Annotated in this window: 13 protein-coding genes; 8 read left to right on the top strand and 5 right to left on the bottom strand. The window is 73.2% G+C overall.

Going from position 1 to position 17,300, the window contains the following annotated elements:
• Nucleotides 1–243 precede the first annotated feature (243 nt).
• On the bottom strand, nt 244–1,557 hold the full coding sequence (locus FH609_RS00370) for a citrate synthase (RefSeq protein WP_139665814.1): 1,314 nt from the start codon (nt 1,555–1,557) through the stop codon (nt 244–246).
• Between the two features lie 139 nt (nt 1,558–1,696).
• Nucleotides 1,697–3,955 carry an ATP-dependent RecD-like DNA helicase gene (locus FH609_RS00365; protein WP_139665815.1) on the bottom strand — a complete coding sequence of 753 codons (2,259 nt, stop codon included), beginning with the start codon at nt 3,953–3,955 and terminating at the stop codon, nt 1,697–1,699.
• A 437-nt stretch (nt 3,956–4,392) separates the two neighbouring features.
• On the opposite strand from FH609_RS00365, the gene FH609_RS00360 reads away from it, so the two are divergent.
• Together FH609_RS00360 and FH609_RS00355 are read left to right on the top strand one after the other, a co-directional pair.
• Nucleotides 4,393–6,651: a PEP/pyruvate-binding domain-containing protein gene (locus FH609_RS00360; protein WP_226961285.1), complete on the top strand. Its 2,259-nt coding sequence runs from the start codon at nt 4,393–4,395 to the stop codon at nt 6,649–6,651.
• A complete protein-coding gene (locus FH609_RS00355; RefSeq protein WP_226961284.1) occupies nt 6,648–7,568 on the top strand; it encodes a hypothetical protein in 921 nt (306 codons plus the stop codon). The genes FH609_RS00360 and FH609_RS00355 overlap by 4 nt, the downstream gene beginning before the upstream one ends.
• Nucleotides 7,569–7,653: 85 nt before the next feature.
• Here FH609_RS00355 and FH609_RS00350 read toward each other — a convergent pair whose 3' ends face one another.
• The 3 genes from FH609_RS00350 to FH609_RS00340 form a co-directional block, all read right to left on the bottom strand.
• Nucleotides 7,654–8,238, bottom strand: a complete 585-nt coding sequence (locus FH609_RS00350; RefSeq protein ID WP_139665817.1) for a hypothetical protein — start codon at nt 8,236–8,238, stop codon at nt 7,654–7,656.
• 77 nt (nt 8,239–8,315) lie between these two features.
• Nucleotides 8,316–9,539, bottom strand: a complete 1,224-nt coding sequence (locus FH609_RS00345) for an AAA family ATPase (protein ID WP_139665818.1) — start codon at nt 9,537–9,539, stop codon at nt 8,316–8,318.
• A 229-nt stretch (nt 9,540–9,768) separates the two neighbouring features.
• Nucleotides 9,769–10,821, bottom strand: coding sequence for a LacI family DNA-binding transcriptional regulator (locus tag FH609_RS00340; protein WP_139665819.1), 1,053 nt, complete (start codon nt 10,819–10,821; stop codon nt 9,769–9,771).
• An 88-nt stretch (nt 10,822–10,909) separates the two neighbouring features.
• Here FH609_RS00340 and FH609_RS00335 point away from each other — a divergent pair, with 88 nt between their 5' ends.
• The 6 genes from FH609_RS00335 to FH609_RS00310 all read left to right on the top strand — a co-directional run bounded on the left by FH609_RS00335 (nt 10,910) and on the right by FH609_RS00310 (nt 17,248).
• A complete protein-coding gene (locus FH609_RS00335) occupies nt 10,910–12,085 on the top strand; it encodes a Gfo/Idh/MocA family protein (RefSeq protein WP_139665820.1) in 1,176 nt (391 codons plus the stop codon).
• A 110-nt stretch (nt 12,086–12,195) separates the two neighbouring features.
• Entirely contained in the window at nt 12,196–13,386 is a 1,191-nt protein-coding gene (locus tag FH609_RS00330) for a dihydrodipicolinate synthase family protein (RefSeq protein ID WP_139665821.1), read from the top strand.
• Nucleotides 13,383–14,240, top strand: a complete 858-nt coding sequence (locus FH609_RS00325) for a sugar phosphate isomerase/epimerase family protein (protein ID WP_139665822.1) — start codon at nt 13,383–13,385, stop codon at nt 14,238–14,240. The genes FH609_RS00330 and FH609_RS00325 overlap by 4 nt, the downstream gene beginning before the upstream one ends.
• A gap of 184 nt (nt 14,241–14,424) precedes the next feature.
• Nucleotides 14,425–16,488 carry a SpoIIE family protein phosphatase gene (locus FH609_RS00320; RefSeq protein WP_226961283.1) on the top strand — a complete coding sequence of 688 codons (2,064 nt, stop codon included), beginning with the start codon at nt 14,425–14,427 and terminating at the stop codon, nt 16,486–16,488.
• 29 nt (nt 16,489–16,517) lie between these two features.
• On the top strand, nt 16,518–17,033 hold the full coding sequence (locus FH609_RS00315; RefSeq protein WP_226961282.1) for an NUDIX domain-containing protein: 516 nt from the start codon (nt 16,518–16,520) through the stop codon (nt 17,031–17,033).
• Nucleotides 17,030–17,248, top strand: a complete 219-nt coding sequence (locus FH609_RS00310) for a hypothetical protein (protein ID WP_139665823.1) — start codon at nt 17,030–17,032, stop codon at nt 17,246–17,248. Before FH609_RS00315 ends, FH609_RS00310 begins: the two co-directional genes overlap by 4 nt.
• Nucleotides 17,249–17,300 lie beyond the last annotated feature (52 nt).

Genomic DNA, 17,300 nt, shown 5'->3' with positions numbered 1-17,300 from the left:
GCCGGAGCGTGGGCAGTGGCGAAGGCGCGGAAACGCGAGCATGGGAAACGCCCCGCCGGCGGGTCCCCCCACAGGGCCCGGCGCGGGGCGTTTCCTGCCGTCCGCTCAGAGCGTCCCCCCACGGGACCCCGGCCGGACGACCGTTGGCGTGAATCCAGCCGAATCCGCGCCAACTCTGACCGGTTAGACCCACAGCTCCATCAAAGGTTGCACACCTTATGGTGTGACCTACGTCACATCGCCTCAGCGCTGCTCGACGGGCAGGTAGGGACGCTCCACCACGCCGGTGTAGATCTGCCGTGGGCGGCCGATCCTGGTGCTCGGGTCGGTGATCATCTCGTGCCACTGGGCGATCCAGCCGGGCAGCCGGCCGAGCGCGAACAGCACGGTGAACATGCTGGTCGGGAAGCCCATGGCCCGGTAGATCAGCCCGGTGTAGAAGTCCACGTTCGGGTAGAGGTTGCGCGAGACGAAGTAGTCGTCGCTCAGCGCCCGCTCCTCCAGCCGCAGGGCGATGTCCAGCAGCTCGTCGGACTTGCCCAGCGCCGAGAGGACGTCGTGCGCGGCGGCCTTGATGATCTTGGCGCGCGGGTCGAAGCTCTTGTAGACCCGGTGCCCGAAGCCCATCAGGCGGACGCCCTGCTCCTTGTTCTTGACCTTGGTGATGAAGGAGTCGACGTCACCACCCTGCGCCTGGATGCTCTCCAGCATCTCCAGGACCGCCGCGTTGGCGCCGCCGTGCAGCGGGCCCCAGAGCGCGTTGATGCCGGCGGAGATGGAGACGAACAGGTTCGCCTGGGAGGAGCCGACCATCCGCACCGTGGACGCGGAACAGTTCTGCTCGTGGTCGGCGTGCAGGATCAGCAGCTTGTCCAGCGCGTTGACCACCACCGGGTCCAGCCCGTACTCCTCGGCGGGGACCGAGAAGGTCATCCGCAGGAAGTTCTCGACATAGCCCAGGTCGTTGCGCGGGTAGACCACCGGGTGTCCCGCTGCCTTCTTGAAGGCGTAGGCGGCGATCGTCGGCAGCTTGGCCAGCAGCCGGATCGTCGAGATGTGGCGCTGCCGCTCGTCGAACGGGTTGTGGCTGTCCTGGTAGAACGTGGACAGCGCGCTGACCACCGAGGACAGCATCGCCATCGGGTGCGCGTCCCGGGGGAAGCCGTCGTAGAAGCGTTTGACGTCCTCGTGCAGCAGCGTGTGCTGGGTGATCTCGTCGCGGAAGCCGGCGAGCTGGTCCACCGTGGGAAGCTCGCCGTTGATCAGAAGGTAGGCGGTCTCCAGGAACGTGCCGTGCTCGGCGAGCTGCTCGATCGGGTAGCCCCGATAGCGCAGGATGCCGTTCTCGCCGTCCAGATAGGTGATCGCCGACTCGCAGGCCGCCGTGTTGCCGAAACCGGAGTCCAGGGTCACCAGACCGGTCTGGGCACGCAGCTTGCCGATGTCGAAGCCACGGTCGCCGACCGTGCTCTCGACGATGGGGTAGCGGTACTCCCCGTCGCCGTACCGCACTACTACTGCGTTGTCTGCGTTGTCGCCGTAGCGGTTTTCGCTCACGTCATCCCTCACCGACGTAGTGCCTCTTCTTCGAGGTGCCCTGACTCACCTCTACTGTCCCCCATCTGGCGCCAAGATGTGCACTCGGGGTCGGCCAAGAGACCAATTTCTGGCACGCCGTGCCGCGCGATTCGGGACCTTAGGTGTGTATCGCACCGGAGAGGCGGGCGTCCAGAGCCGTGCAGCGACGGCCGGCGGAGACGCTCCGCACCGCCTGGCCCAACGCGCGCCGCGAACCCACCAGCACCACAAGGCGCTTGGCCCGGGTCACCGCCGTGTACAGCAGGTTACGTTGCAGCATCATCCAGGCACTGGTGGTGACGGGAATGACCACGCACGGATACTCGCTGCCCTGCGAGCGGTGGATGGTCACCGCGTAGGCGTGGGACAGCTCGTCCAACTCGGCGAAGTCGTAGGGGACCTCCTCGTCCTCGTCGGTCAGCACGGTCAGCCGCTGCTCGTCCACGTCGAGGCCGGTCACCACGCCGACCGTGCCGTTGAAGACGCCGTTGGCGCCCTTGTCGTAGTTGTTCCTGATCTGGGTGACCTTGTCGCCGACGCGGAAGACCCGGCCGCCGAACCGCTTCTCCGGCAGGCCGGGGCGGGCCGGGGTGACGGACTCCTGGAGCAGCCCGTTGAGCGCGCCGGCGCCGGCCGGGCCCCGGTGCATCGGGGTCAGCACCTGGACGTCCCGGCGCGGGTCGAGCCCGAACCTGGCCGGAACGCGACGGGCCGCCACGTCCACCGCGAGCCGCCCAGCCTGCTCGGTGTCCTCCTCGACGAAGAGGAAGAAGTCCTTCAGGCCCGAAGTGACGGGCGGCAGGCCCTCGTTGATCCGGTGCGCGTTGGTCACCACGCCGGACTGCTGGGCCTGCCGGAAGATCCGGGTCAGCCGGACCGCCGGCACCGGGCTGCCGGGGGCCAGCAGGTCCCGCAGCACCTCGCCGGCGCCGACCGAGGGCAGCTGGTCCACGTCGCCCACCAGCAGCAGGTGCGCGCCGGGGGCCACGGCCTTGACCAGCTTGTTGGCCAGCAGCAGGTCCAGCATCGACGCCTCGTCGACCACCACCAGGTCGGCGTCCAGCGGCCGGTCCCGGTCGAAGGCCGCGTCGCCGCCCGGCTTCAGCTCCAGCAGCCGGTGCACCGTCGACGCCTCGGCGCCGGTCAGCTCCGCCAGCCGCTTGGCGGCCCGGCCGGTCGGCGCGGCCAGCACCACCCTGGCGCCCTTGGCGCGGGCCAGCTCCACCACGGACCGGACAGTGAAGGACTTCCCGCAGCCCGGGCCGCCGGTCAGCACCGCGACCCGCTCGGTCAACGCCAGCCGCACCGCCTCCTCCTGCTCCGGCGCCAGCTCGGCGCCGGTCCGGCCGGCGAGCCAGCCCAACGCCCGGCCCCAGTCGACCGTCCGGAACGCGGCGAGCCGGTCCTCCTCGGCGCGCAGCAGCCGGCGCAGCTGGCCGGCCAGCGACAGCTCGGCCCGGTGGAACGGTGGGAGGTAGACCGCCGTGACCCGCGCCTCGGTGCCGCGCTCGCCCTCCGGGTCGGGCACGGGCTCCCGGACCGCGCCCTCCGGGTCCTCGGTCAACTCCCCCAGGCAGTCGATGACCAGGCCGGTGTCGACGCCCAGCAGCTTGACCGCGTCGGCGATCAGCCGCTCCTGGGGCAGATAGCAGTGCCCCTGGTCGCTCGCCTGCGAAAGGGCGTACCGCAGGCCGGCCTTGACCCGCTCCGGACTGTCCTCGGGGATGCCGACCGCGCGGGCGATCCGGTCGGCGGTCAGGAAGCCGATGCCCCACACGTCGGACGCCAGCCGGTAGGGCTCGTTCTTCACCACGGAGATCGAGGCGTCGCCGTACTTCTTGTAGATCCGGACGGCGATGGAGGTGGAGACCTCCACGCTCTGGAGGAAGACCATCACCTCCTTGATCGCCTTCTGCTCCTCCCAGGCGGCGGCGATCAGCGCGGTGCGCTTGGGGCCCAGGCCCGGGACGGCGATCAGCGCCTTCGGGTCGGCCTCGATCACCTCCAGGGTCTCGGTGCCGAAGTGCTCGACGATGCGCTCGGCCGTCTTCGGCCCGATGCCCTTGATCAGGCCCGAGCCGAGATAGCGCCGGATGCCCTGCACCGTCGCCGGCAGGACGGTCGTGTAGTTCTCCACCAGGAACTGGCGGCCGTACTGCGGGTGCGAGCCCCAACGGCCGGTCATCCGCAGGGACTCGCCGACCTGGGCGCCCAGCAGCGAGCCCACCACCGTCAGCAACTCGCCGCCGCCCCGGCCGGTGTCCACGCGGGCGACCGTGTAGCCGTTCTCCTCGTTGGCATAGGTGATGCGCTCCAGCACGCCCTCCAGCACGGCGCCGGCCCCGCCCGCGCCCCGCGCGTTCGCACTCCCCGACATGCCCCGACCGTAGCGCCCGCCACCGACAACGCGCGGAACGGGCCGGGGAGTCGGGCCGGCCGGGCGGTGGAACGGGACGGGTCGGCGGAACGGCCCAGGGGGTCGGCCCGGGCGGGGCCGACCCCCTCGGCTCCCCTCCTGCTCCCCCCACGAACAGCGGAGCCAGGTCACCGGGACCTCGGGTCACCGAAGCATGAGACTCTCCCCGCTCCGGAACGGTTGCGTCCTCCTCGCCACGCGGCGACGTTCGCCTTCGCACACGGACCGGCCGGAACCGGCCCCTCCCGGCGCGCGCGGCCCCTTCCGCGCCCCTCCCCCGCCCGTTCCTCCCCCGTGATTTCCCGCCATTTCCAGTTGGTCCCGATTCCAGTCAGGTGCCGGGCCGCGCTGGGCGTCCTTCCCCGGGGGCGGCCGTGACGTGGTTACGGAGGCTCATGATGAGTGGCAGGGACGGCGTGTGGGGCGAGGGCGCGGCCGGCGCCTCGGCTGCTCCGCCGTTGGATGTGGCGTGGGAGTTGCGCGACCCGCGCGCGACGCGGGCGGATGTGGTCGGCGGCAAGGCGGCGGCGCTGGCGCGGGCGTTGGGAGCCGGGCTGCCCGCGCTGCCGGGCTTCGTGGTGCTGCCGACGGCCAGCGGCCAGCGCGGCGAGGACCCGTTGACGCTCTGGCGCCGGCTGAGCGACGACGGGCGGCGGCCGCTGGTGGTGCGTTCCTCCTCGGTGGCCGAGGACACGGCGGACTCGGCGATGGCCGGCCGCTTCCTGTCGGTGCTGGACGTGCGCGGGCCCGACGCGTTCCGGGCGGCGCTGCGCGCGGTGCGGGACTCGGCGGCCTCGGTTTCGGTTCCGACTGCGGCTTCGGCCTCGGCCTCGGGCTCGGCCTCGGCTTCGGTTTCGGTTTCGGGCGGCGGGCCGACGGCGCCGATGGCGGTGCTGGTGCAGCCGATGGTGGAGAGCCGGCTCGGCGGGGTGCTCTTCGGCGCCGACCCGGTGACAGGAGAGACGGACCGGCTGCTGGTCAGCGCCGTCGCCGGCGGGCCTGACCGGCTGGTGGGCGGCGCGGAGCAGGGCGAGAGCGTCCGGCTGAGCCGGCGTGGCCGGGCCGTCGAGGGGCCCGGGCCGCTCGACCGCCGCCAGGCCCGCGCACTGGCGGCGCTGGCGCGGCGGGCCGGCCGGGTCTTCGACGGTCCGCAGGACATCGAGTTCGGCTTCGCGGCCGACGACGGTCGGCTGTGCCTGTTCCAGTCCCGGCCGATCACGGCGATGGGGCAACGCCCGGCGCGCCGGGCCCGGTTGCTCGGCCCAGGGCCCGTGGCCGAGACGCTGCCCGAGCCGTTGGCCCCGCTGGAGGAGGACCTGTGGGTGACGCCGCTGGCCCAGGGCCTGGCCACCGCGCTCGACCTCGCCGGCGCCGCCTCGCGTCGCCGGCTGCGCCGCCTGCCGGTGGTGCGCACGGTGCAGGGGCGCGCGGTGGCCGACCTCGCGCTGCTCGGCCTGGTCGCGCCCCGGCACCGGGTGCTGAACTGGCTCAACCCGCTGCCGCCGGCCCGCCGCCTCACCGCAGCCTGGGGCATCGGGCGGCTGCGCGGCGCCCTGCCCGGGCTGGCGTTGACGCTTCAGGCCGATGTGGACCGGGAGTTGACCCAGGCGCCGGCGCCGGGCGAGCTGAGCCCGACGGATCTGGTGGGCGCGTTGCGCTGGTCGCGCGCCGCCCTGCTGGCGCTGCACGCCCAGGAGGCGCTCGCCGGCGCGCTGCTTCCGGAGGACGACCCGGGCGGCGTGGGCGGCGCCGGCGGCGGGGCGGCCGCCGCGCTGGCCGCGCTGCGGCACGGCCGCGCCGAGGGCCTGACCGACGCCGAACTGGCCGCCGCCAGGCCCGAGGTGCTCGCGCTGGTGCCGCCGAGCCTGACCCGCCCGCTGCGGCTGCCGCCCCAGCGCGGCCTCGCCGGCGCGCCGGCGCCCGGCGCGCTCTCCACCCGGGAGGGGCTGCGGCTGCGGGTGCGGTGGGTGCAGGAGTACCAGACGCGGCTGGTCCGCGAGATCGCGGCGCGGACCGTGGCCATCGACCGGCTGGCGCTGCTGCGGTGGCCCGAACTGCTCGACGTGGTGCGCGGCCAGCCGCTGCCCACCGACCTCGCCTGGCGGCGGGCCCGCCCGACCGGGCCGCCGCTGCCGGACGCCTTCCGGCTGGCGGCCGACGGGACGGTCGTTCCCGAACGGGCCGCGCGCGACGACGGGGCGGCGGTGGGCGCCTCCACGGGGCGGGCCTCCGGCGTCGCCTGGGACGGCACGGGCGAGCCGCCCGAGGACGCGGTGCTGGTGGTCCGCCACCTGGACCCGGGGCTGGCCCCGGCGCTGCCCACGGTGGTGGGGCTGATCGCCCAGACCGGCAGCCCGCTGTCCCATCTCGCCGTGCTGGCGCGGGAGTTGCGGCTGCCAACGGTGACCGGGGCGGCCGACGCGGTGGAACGCTTCCCGCCGGGCACCCGGCTGCTCCTCGACGGCGCGACCGGCGAGATAGCGGTGCGGGGCGGCGCGCGGGCGGCGGACGAGAGCGACGTGCGCGGGAGCGGAACGCGCGGCAGCGGAACGCGCGGGAGCGGAACGCGCGGCAGCGGAACGCGCGGGAGCGGAACGCGCGGCAGCGGAACGCGCGGCAGCGGGACGCGCGGGAGCGGAACGGAGGTGCGGGGATGAGATCGGCGCGGATGGCGGCCTACCTGTTCGGCGGGGTGGCCGCGCTGGGCGCCGCCGGCTACCTGGTCGTCTACCTCTACCGCTGGCAGTGGCAACGCACGCTGCTGTGCGGGGTGTTGCTGCTGGTGATCGAGGTGCTGCTGCTCGGCTTCGCCACCCTGGACCGGCTCGGCCGGCTGGAGCGGCAGGCCCGCGAGAACGACCGCCGGCACGAGGAGATCCTCGCGCTGCTGCGCGCCGGCGAACGGGAGCGGGCCTCGGAACGCGAGTCGACCCGGCGCGCCGAATCCCGGTTCAGCTGGCTGGAGGAGGGCCACACCCATGTCTTTGTCCCGGTGCTGATGGCGGCCGGCGCCGCGCTCTCGGGGCTGGCCTGGGCGGTGGAACGGATCGCCCGCGCCACCACCAGGCCGTTGGGCCGCCGCCGGCTCGCCGGCCGGCTGGTGCCGCTGTCCGCGCCGAGCGGCGGGGCGCTCGGCAGCGTCACGGCCGACCTGGCCGAACGGCCGCCGATCGGCCCGCCGCGCTGGCGCGCGCCGACGGCGGTGGGGGTCGCGCTGCTGCTGTGCCTGGGCCTCTACGCGGTGCTCGCCGAACTGACCGAGACCCGACCGCCGGAGCGCGGCACCGAGACCGCGACCTCGGTGCTCTTCACGGTCACCGCCAAGAACGTCCCCGACGAACGCGCCGACCTCGCCGCGCACCAGCTCTGGGAACGCTGCCGGGACGCGACCGCGATCCCGCTGTCGCAGGCCGGGATGGCGACCCTCGACACCCGCCTGTACGCGGCGACGGTCCACCCGTCGCTCAGCGACCACGACCGCCACCGCCTGGTCGGCTGCCTCCAGGACGCGGGCCTGGACCGCGTCCAACTGACGGTCCTGGGCACGGGGGCGATCTCGCCCGACCCGGACTGACGCCGGCCCGGGGCCGGCGTCAGAACGGCGGGGGCGCGCGGGGCGCTGCGCGCGGGCGTGCGCGGGAGCGCGCTGCGCCCGTGCTTCAGCGCGGAATCTCCCAGCGCGTGAGGTCGCCGATGAATTCGTTGTAGGAGCGGTTGGACCCGTTCGGCTTGTCCAGGAGTCCGTTGGCCAGACCTCGTGCGAGCACCTCGGGCCCGTCACTTTCCCTGAAGGAGGGGTTCTTCAGGACGGACATCAGGTCCTCTTTCGGGTTCCTGCGACGCCCGGTGTCCTTTCCCTGGAGTTGCTTGGGAATTCTCCAGGTGGGCCGGTGGAGCGGGAAGGCATCGGGGAAGAGCAGCAGCCATGCCTCGGACTCCGCAGCCGCCAGCGCGTACACGGTCGACACCCCGTCGCTCTCTCGGGCGAGAACCGCCGAAACGGCTCGCCGCACGGAGTCGTACGAAGGACCGACGCAGTCGTCCATGTCCTCGTGGATGACGATGCCGGCTAGGACCCCCTCCTTGAGTCTGGCCTTGCCGAACGCCTTCCGCACCAGCGCACCCACGGCTCTGCTCAGGTCGGGTCCTGATTTCTTGCGCAGTCTCACCTGGTCGGTGATCTCGGTCAACGTCACCGCCTCGGCCAACTGCGGATGGGCCGCTCTGATGAGGGCAGCCAACATCCTGCGGTCGTTGGAGCTTTCGCCCGCGATGACGACGATGGCGCTCTTCCTCGATGCCTTCTTACTTCGCCCGCGACTCACAGGTCGTCCTCGGTGAGGTCGCCACCCAACACTCCCGAGAACCACAGTTCGCCCAGGGGTTCGTCTCCACTCTCCGCGACAACTTCCTCGATCCGGTCGGTCGTCAGAGCGGGGATGATGGAGGCACCGGACGCGTCCCGTTCGCAGACCACGAACTCCTCGGGAACCAGACGATCAACAAGCGCGGGTGAGTGGGTCGCCACGATCAACTGTGTCCGTTCGGACGCCTCACGCAGGCGCTCCACGATCAGTTCGAGAGCCTGAGGGTGAAGACCGTGGTCAATCTCCTCGACACAGGTGAGCGCCGGCGGTCGGGGATCGTAGAGCATGGCCAGCAGACCGAGGAGCCGCACCGTGCCGAACGAGGCATCGGCGAGCGGCGTGGTGCGACGCAGTCCTCGTTCGTGAAGCACCACGGCCAATCTCTCGGCATGGCCGCCAACCTGCTCGAACTCGATGCCCTGCAACGACGGAAGAATGCGCCGAGCGTCGTTCGTGAGGTCGTTCCAACGCTTCTCGTCAGCGCTCAGCCGCACGAGAAAGGCCGCCAGATTCTCCGCCCGCGCATCCAGGTGGTCCGCGCGGACAGAGCGGGCGCGGGTAGGTTGCCGAGCCGCGGTGACATTCACGTCGAAAACCCTGAAGGACGATAGCCGCTCCGCCACTCTGGCCACCTCTTCACCACCGTCGGAACGGCCGAGCCGAGGAAGGGTGGACAGCCCGCTACTCAGCGGCTGAATCCCGAAACTGCTGCCATCCGCACCACCACCACTCCCCGCGTCGATGACCCTCGCCTCATTCCCGGAAATGGTGATACGCCGCCCCCGCCCCCGCGTTCGCTTGAACTGGAAGCTCTCCTGACGCGACAGGGTGTAAGCGCCGTCCCGGTTGGGATTGGATCGTCTTCGGATGGTCAACGAGTACTCGTCCGGAGCCTTGGTGCTCGCGTGCGTGGTCCAGTTGGCCTTGAGGTGGATAACCATCGAAGTGGGAGGCCGCTCTCCGCCCCAGAAACCAACCTCGTCGAATCCACCATGCTCTTCGAGGGCAGGCCGCAAATCGGTCCTGATCATCGCGGCGAGGAAATCAAAAACCTTGAGGACATTGGATTTCCCCGCCCCGTTCGGACCCACCAGAACAGTGAGTGGCCCGAGCGGAATGGTGACGTTCCGCAGGCTACGGAAATTCTCGACGTGCAGTTCCAACAGGCGGCCAGGCATGAGGCGAACCTATCGGATCGGCGATCCCGGGGTGAAGTGACTCACGAGCCCTCCCGGCGTCAACGCCCCCCAGCAGCCGCCCGCAGGCGCGTTCGGCGAGCAACTGGTCGAGGAGATCGGGCCGTTGGGCATCGAGGAGGCGTCCATCGCCCCGGTCTACCAGCCGGACGAACCGCCCCACAAAGCCGTTTCGGCCGGCGCGGTCCTCGTGCGAGCCGAGGGCCCCCGGTCAGGCGTCCCTCGGCGGGGCCGTCGAGTCGCGCACCATCAGCTCGCCGCCGCAGGTCACGACCCCGTCCGCCGGCGGCTCCTCGCGGCCGAGGGCCAGCTTCCCGGCCCGTACCCCGGCCTCGTGCAGCGGCAGCCGCACGGTCGTCAGCGCCGGCGTCGCGTCCACCGCGAACGGCAGGTCGTCGAACCCGGTGATCGACACGTCCTCCGGAATGCGCACGCCCCGGTCCCGCAGCGCCGCGCAGGCGCCCAGCGCCACGGTGTCGTTGGCCGCCACGATGGCGGTCAACTCCGGTTCGCGGGATAGCAGTTCGAGCGCGCCGGCGTAGCCGGCCGAGCGCCCGTAGTCGCCGCGCACGGTCAGCCGGCCGGCGTCCCCCGCCAGCCCGGCGGCGGAGAGCGCGGCCCGGTGGCCCTCCAGCCGGTGCCGCGTCGTGGTGCGGGCCTGCGGCCCGGCGAGGTAGCCCAGCCTGCGGTGCCCCAGCGTCAGCAGGTGCTCGGTGATCAGCCGCGCGCCCTCGCGGTTGTCGAAGGTCACGGCAGGGAAGTCGGTGTCGGCCAGCGGCGGCCGGCCGCAGAGCACGACCCGCGCGCCGGCGGACTCCAGCCGGCCGAGCCGGCCGGTCAGCGCCACCCGGTGCGCGTCGTCCTCCAGCGCGCCCCCGGTGAGCACCACGGCGGCGGCGCGTTGGCGCTGGAGCAGGGTGAGGAAGGTGAGTTCGCGCTCCGGGGAGCCGCCGGTGTTGCACACCACGGCGAGCTTGGGACCGCCCCGCTCGGCGGTCGGCTCGCCGATCTCGGTCTGGACCGCGCCGGCCATGATCCCGAAGAACGGGTCGGCGATGTCGTTGACCAGCACGCCCACCAGGTCCGAGGTCGCGGCGGCCAGGGCGCTGGCCGGGCCGTTGACGACGTATTCCAGCTCCTCGACGGCCCGCAGCACGCGGTTCCTGGTGGCGCCGGCCACCGGGTAGTTCCCGTTCAGCACCCGCGAGACCGTCGCCGCGGACACCCCCGCACGGACCGCAACGTCCGCCAGCGTCACTGCCATGCCTCTGCTCCCACTTGCCTAGCCCGCTGCGAAGAGGTTAGCTTCTCCCCCAGTAGAAAGCGCTTACCGTCCCGGGAGGGCAAGCAACATGACGACGCACTCGGCCGCCGAGCGCAGAACCGTCCGGATCGCCATGAACGGCGTGACCGGCCGGATGGGATACCGCCAGCACCTGGTGCGCTCGATCCTCGCCATCCGCGAGCAGGGCGGCGTCCCCCTCGGCGACGGCACGGTGATCTGGCCGGAACCGCTGCTGGTCGGCCGACGCCCGGCCGCGCTGCGGGAGTTGGCCGTCCGGCACGGCCTGGACCCGGAGGCGGTCAGCACCGACCTCGACGCGGTGCTCGCCGACCCGGGCGTGGAGGTCTACTTCGACGCCCAGGTGACCCTCGCCAGGGAGGAGGCGATCAGCAAGGCGATCGCCGCCGGCAAGCACATCTACACCGAGAAGCCCACCGCCACCGGTCTGGAGGGCGCGCTGGCGCTGGCCCGGCAGGCCAGGGACGCCGGGGTCAAGCACGGGGTGGTGCAGGACAAGCTCTTCCTGCCGGGCCTGCTCAAGCTGAAGCGGCTGATCGACGGCGGCTTCTTCGGCCGCATCCTCTCGGTGCGCGGGGAGTTCGGCTACTGGGTCTTCGAGGGCGACTGGCAGGCGGCGCAGCGTCCCTCCTGGAACTACCGCGCCCAGGACGGCGGCGGAATCGTCGTGGACATGTTCCCGCACTGGGAGTACGTGCTACACGAGCTGTTCGGCCGGGTGGAGAGTGTGCAGGCGCTGGCCACCACCCACATCCCGCGCCGCTGGGACGAGGCCGGCGAGCCCTACGAGGCGACCGCCGACGACGCGGCCTACGGCGTCTTCCAGCTGGCCGGCGGGATCGTGGCGCAGATCAACTCGTCCTGGGCGGTGCGGGTCAACCGCGAGGAACTGGTCGAGTTCCAGGTCGACGGCACCGAGGGCTCGGCCGTCGCCGGGCTGCGCGGCTGCCGCGTTCAGCACCGTTCCGCCACCCCCAAGCCGGTCTGGAACCCGGACATCCCCGCCACCGAGCGGTTCCGCGAGCAGTGGCAGGAGGTGCCGGACAACGGCGAGTTCGACAACGGGTTCAAGGCCCAGTGGGAGCTGTTCCTGCGCCATCTGGTGGCCGACGAGCCGTATGGCTGGGACCTGTTGGCGGGGGCGCGCGGCGTGCAGCTGGCCGAGCTGGGCCTGCTCTCCTCCGCCGAGGGCCGGCGGGTCGAGGTGCCCGAGCTGAGCCTGTAGGCGACGCGGCCCCAGCCCCAGCCCCAGCCCCAGTCCCGGCCCCCGTGCCCGCTCCCGTTCCCGCGCCCCTTCCCGCAGGCGCGACCGCTCCCGAAGGAGATCCGACCGCCGTGATCCGACTGCCCGACGCCACCGGCGCGTTGCGCGCGTATGTCCCGCGCGCCGAGCCGACCACGTTCACGCCCGGGCGCCCGCCGCTGCGCTCGCGCGTCGTCTACTCGGCCGCCCATGTCGTCGCCGACCCGTTCGCCGACAGCACGCCCGACGGGCCGGCGGCCGTCGACTGGGAGACCACGTTGGCCTTCCGCCGCCACCTGTGGTCACACGGCCTGGGCGTCGCGGAGGCCATGGACACCGCGCAGCGCGGCATGGGCCTGGACTGGGCCGGCGCGGCCGAGCTGATCCGCCGCTCCGGCGCCGAGGCGAAGGCGGTCGGCGGGCTGATCGCCTGCGGCGTGGGCACCGACCAGCTGACCGGGCCGGCCACGCTGGCCGAGGTGCGGGCCGCCTACGAGGAGCAGCTCGCGGTGGTCGAGGAGACCGGGGCGCGGCCGATCCTGATGGCCTCCCGGGCGCTGGCGGCCACGGCCGCCGGGCCCGAGGACTATCTGGAGGTGTACGGCGCGCTGCTGCGGCAGTCGGCGGAGCCGGTGATCCTGCACTGGCTCGGGCCGATGTTCGACCCGGCGCTTGGGGGCTACTGGGGCTCGGGCGACCTGGACCGGGCCACCGACACGTTCCTCGCCATCATCGAGGCCAACGCCGACAGGGTGGACGGCGTGAAGGTCTCGCTGCTGGACGCCGGGCGCGAGGTCGCGTTGCGCCGGCGCCTGCCGGCGGGCGTGCGCTGCTACACGGGCGACGACTTCCACTACCCCGAACTGATCGCCGGCGACGAACAGGGGTACAGCGACGCCCTGTTGGGGATCTTCGACCCGCTGGGCCCGCTGGCCGCCGAGGCGGTGCGGACGCTGGACGCCGACGACCCGGCGGGCTTCCGGGCGCTGCTGGACCCGACGGTCCCGCTCTCCCGCCACCTCTTCCGGGCGCCGACCCGCTACTACAAGACGGGCGTCGTGTTCCTGGCGTGGCTGGCCGGCCACCAGGACCACTTCACCATGGTCGGCGGCGTCCAGTCGGCCCGTTCGCTGCCGCACCTGGCCCGCGCCTACGAACTGGCCGACGGCCTCGGCCTGTTCCCCGACCCGGAGCGCGCCCGCGCCCGGATGGCCAGGCTGCTGGCCGTGCACGGAGTGGACCCGGCCGTGCACGGAGTGGATCAGGAAGGTGAGACCGCATGAACCAGGCAACGCCGCCGGCCGCAGCCGACGATCTGGCCGGCTTCTCGATCAACCAGATGACCGTGCGCCAGCTGACCCTGCCCGAGCTGGTCAAGGGGCTCACCGAGCAGGGCGTGCCGGGCGTCGGGCTGTGGCGGGAACCGGTGGCCACCTACGGGCTGACCGCCACCGCCCGGCTGGTGCGGGACGCCGGCCTCACGGTGACCTCGCTGTGCCGGGGCGGCTTCTTCACCGCCGAGCACCCGGCCGAGCGGGCCGCCGCGCTCGACGACAACCGCGCCGCCATCGACGAGGCCGCAGCGCTGGGCACCGACACGCTGGTGCTGGTCTCCGGCGGCCTGCCGCCCGGCAGCAGGGACCTGTTCGGCGCGCGGGAACGGATCGCCGACGCGCTGGCCGAGCTGGCGCCCTACGCGGCGGAACGCGGCGTGCGGCTGGCGATCGAGCCGCTGCACCCGATGTACGCGGCCGACCGCTGCGTGGTCTCCACCCTCGCCCAGGCGCTGGACCTGGCCGGGCGCTTCCCGGCCGAGCGGGTCGGCGTGGTGATCGACACCTACCACCTCTGGTGGGACGACCAGCTGGCCGCCGGCATCGCCAGGGCCGGCGCGGAGGGCCGCATCCACTGCTTCCAGCTCGCCGACTGGACCACCCCGCTGCCCGAAGGGGTGCTCAACGGGCGGGGCCAACTGGGCGACGGCGCCGTCGACTTCCGCTGGTTCGACCGGGCCGTCCGCGCGGCCGGGTACAGCGGGCCCGTCGAGGTCGAGCTGTTCAACGAGGGGCTGTGGGCGCGCGAGGGCCTCGGCGTGCTGGCCGAGACGGTCGCCCGCTACCGCGCGCACGCCCGCTGACCGGGGCGGCCCGGGGCTGGGACCTGGGCGGCTCCCGCCGGGCAGGCCCGGCCGGCCCGACGCCCGGGGCCCCTCCCCCGGGCGGACCGCAGCCGTCGCCGGCCCGGCGAAGCGCGGCTACGGTGGACCGCAGGGCACGGAACGTCACCGGCCCCTTGGATGACCGGGCCGGGAGGTGCGTTTCGTGGCTTCCCTCCGACGCGGTGGGCAGAACGGCCTCTTCGTCCTCCTGCTGCTGGCCGTCGTCCTGATCAGCCTGTACCAGAACTGGGCCGGGCAGCCGGAGGCCACCGTCCGCTACGCCAGCCTCTCGCTGCTGCCGCCGCTGGTGGCCAGCGCGCTGCTGCCGCTGCGGCCGACGGCCGTGCTGGGCGCCCTCTCCATCGCCTCCGTCGTCGCCAACTTCGGCTTCCTCCTCCCCGTGCAGCGCACCGGCGCCCGGATGGTGGTGATCGTCACCATCGTGCTGGCGGTGATCGTCAGCCTGCTGAGCTGCTGGGCGCGGGCCAACCGGGAGGCGAAGCTGCGCCGGGTGATGATCGCCCGCGACCGGCTGACGTTGCTGAGCGTGGCGACCACCCACATCGGCAACACGCTGGAGGTCGACACCACGGCGCGCGAGTTGGCGGAGGCGGCGGTGCCCCGGTTCGCCGACCTGGCCACCGTCGACCTCGCCGACCCGGTGCTGCGCGGCGAGGAGCCGGTCGCCGGCTGGTCCGGCGGTCGGCCACCGTACGCGCTGCGCCGGGTGGCCCAGCAGTCGGTGCTTGAGGGCGCGCCCGAGGCGGTGCTGGAGCTGGGCGACACGCCGCGCTGCCCGCCGGAGTCGGTGCCGGCGAGGGTCCTGACCAGCGGCGAGCCGCTCCGCGCCGCCACCATCGAGAGCGCCGCCGAGCTCGCCACCTGGCTCTGCGTTCCCCCCGAGCGAGCCGAGGAGCCCTGGCGACGACACGGCGTCCACTCAGGCATCGCCGTTCCGCTGCGCGCCCGGGGCATCACCCTGGGCGTCGCCGTTTTCCTGCGGCACCGCACCGAGGCGCCGTTCGACGAGGACGACCTGCTGATGGCCCAGGAGATCGCGGCCAGGGCGGCGGTCTGCGTGGACAACGCGCGCAGCTTCACCCGGGAACACCGCACCTCGCTGGCGCTCCAGCGCAGCCTGCTGCCCCGCCGGCTGCCGCAGCTCGCGGCCGTCGACGTGGCCACCCGCTATCTGCCGGCCGACTCGGCGATGGGCGTCGGGGGCGACTGGTTCGACGTGATCCCGCTCTCCGGCGCGCGGGTCGCGCTGGTGGTGGGCGACGTGGTGGGGCACGGGGTCTACGCCTCCGCCACCATGGGCCGGCTGCGTTCCACCGTCCGCACCCTGGCCGACATCGACCTGCCGCCGGACGAGTTGCTCACCCACCTGGACGACGTGGTGATCCGGCTGCGGTTCGAGACCGAGCCGGACGAGAGCGAACGCGAGGACCCCTCGGGCGAGTTCGGCGCGACCTGCCTGTACGCGGTCTACGACCCGGTGTCGCGGCACTGCACCATGGCGCGCGCCGGGCATCCGGCGCCGGCGCTGGTGCGGCCCAGCGGCGAGGCCGAGTTCGTGGACCTGCCGGCCGGGCCGCCGCTGGGGCTGGGCGGGCTGCCGTTCGAGTCCACCGAACTGGACCTGCCCGAGGAGAGCCTGCTCGTCCTCTACACCAACGGGCTGGTGGAGTCCCGAGGCCGGCAGGACCCCAACCGCAGCTTCAACGACCTGCGCCAGGTCCTCGCCCAGCCGGCCGCCTCGCTCGAACAGCTCTGTGACAGCGTGCTGAAGACCGTGCTGGCCGAGCAGCCGACGGACGACGTGGCGCTGTTGATCGCCCGCACCCACAAGCTGGACGCCTCGCACGTCGCGACCTGGGAGATCCCCGACGACCCGACCGCCGTCGCCAGCGCCCGCGACCTGGCCACCAGCCAGCTCGCCGGCTGGGGCATGGCGGACGCCGCGTTCACCGCCGAGCTGGTGGTCAGCGAACTGGTCACCAACGCGATCCGGCACGCCGACGGGCCCATCCAGCTGCGGCTGATCAGGGAACGCGGGCTGATCTGCGAGGTCTCCGACTCCACCAGCACCTCGCCACACCTGCGCCGGGCGCGGGCCTTCGACGAGAGCGGCCGTGGCCTGTTCATCGTGGCCCGCCTCACCGAACGCTGGGGCACCAGGCACCGGCCGGGCGGCAAGACGATCTGGGCGGAACTGGCGCCCTGATCCCGGGCCTTCGGCCGTACGCTGGACGGGTGAGCGAGCACACGGAGGTCGGGGGCGCGGGAGCCGGCGGGGCGGCGCCGGCGTTGGCGAGCGGCCCGCTGGGGATGCGGCTGCTGGCGTTCGACGAGGCGCCGGAGGACGCCGTTTTCGCGACCGCGCCCGTGCGGTACGCGCTGGTCGCGGCCTGGCGCGGGGGGCGACTGCTGCTGGTGCGCGTCCGGGACCGGGACTGCTGGGAGCTGCCGGGCGGCGGCATCGACCCGGGCGAGAGCCCGCGCGCGGCGGCGGTCCGGGAGCTGTGGGAGGAGACGGGGCAGCGCCTCGCGCCGGAGCGACTGCGCTTCGTGGGCTTCGCCCGCACGCTGCTGGCCGGCAGGGGCGAGCTGCGCGGCGCGGTCTACGCGGCGCGGGTCGAGGAGCCGGCCGGCTTCAGCCCCAACGAGGAGATCGCCGAGGTGTGTTGGTGGCGGCCGGGGAGCGAGCCGCCGGGCGGCGGCTCGCTCCAGACGGTCGACACCTATCTGGCCGGGCTGGCCCGGCCATGAGCAACCGACCCGGTGGCTTCGTCCACGTCACCCGCGCCGACGGCACCGTGCTGATCACCCACCACGGCCGCCCGGCCGCGACGCTGCGCGGCGCGCAGGCGGCACGCTTCCTGAACGAGGTCGAGACGGGCGACGCCCAACTGGTGATGGCCCGCTGGACCGGCAACTACAAGCGCGGCAACGAACGGGCCGGCCGCAGGCGCGGCAGGGGGTGAGCGGGGGCGCTGCGCGCTGGCGTTCCGGGGTGGGGGCCCGTGGCCCCCGGGG

This window comes from Streptomyces sp. 3MP-14 (genome assembly GCF_006334905.2).
Classification (GTDB): Bacteria; Actinomycetota; Actinomycetes; order Streptomycetales; family Streptomycetaceae; genus Streptomyces; species Streptomyces triticirhizae.
The sequence above is the reverse complement of the archived record's forward strand: the minus strand, read 5'-3'. Positions and strand labels throughout refer to the sequence as shown.

Bases quoted from the DNA above. Each gene is read 5' to 3' on its own strand.
- FH609_RS00350 (WP_139665817.1), bottom strand. From the start codon at position 8,238: ATGTTGGCTGCCCTCATCAGAGCGGCCCATCCGCAGTTGGCCGAGGCG.
- FH609_RS00325 (WP_139665822.1), top strand. From the start codon at position 13,383: ATGAACCAGGCAACGCCGCCGGCCGCAGCCGACGATCTGGCCGGCTTC.
- FH609_RS00365 (WP_139665815.1), bottom strand. From the start codon at position 3,955: ATGTCGGGGAGTGCGAACGCGCGGGGCGCGGGCGGGGCCGGCGCCGTG.
- FH609_RS00345 (WP_139665818.1), bottom strand. From the start codon at position 9,539: ATGCCTGGCCGCCTGTTGGAACTGCACGTCGAGAATTTCCGTAGCCTG.
- FH609_RS00360 (WP_226961285.1), top strand. From the start codon at position 4,393: ATGAGTGGCAGGGACGGCGTGTGGGGCGAGGGCGCGGCCGGCGCCTCG.
- FH609_RS00335 (WP_139665820.1), top strand. From the start codon at position 10,910: ATGACGACGCACTCGGCCGCCGAGCGCAGAACCGTCCGGATCGCCATG.
- FH609_RS00310 (WP_139665823.1), top strand. From the start codon at position 17,030: ATGAGCAACCGACCCGGTGGCTTCGTCCACGTCACCCGCGCCGACGGC.
- FH609_RS00340 (WP_139665819.1), bottom strand. From the start codon at position 10,821: ATGGCAGTGACGCTGGCGGACGTTGCGGTCCGTGCGGGGGTGTCCGCG.
- FH609_RS00355 (WP_226961284.1), top strand. From the start codon at position 6,648: ATGAGATCGGCGCGGATGGCGGCCTACCTGTTCGGCGGGGTGGCCGCG.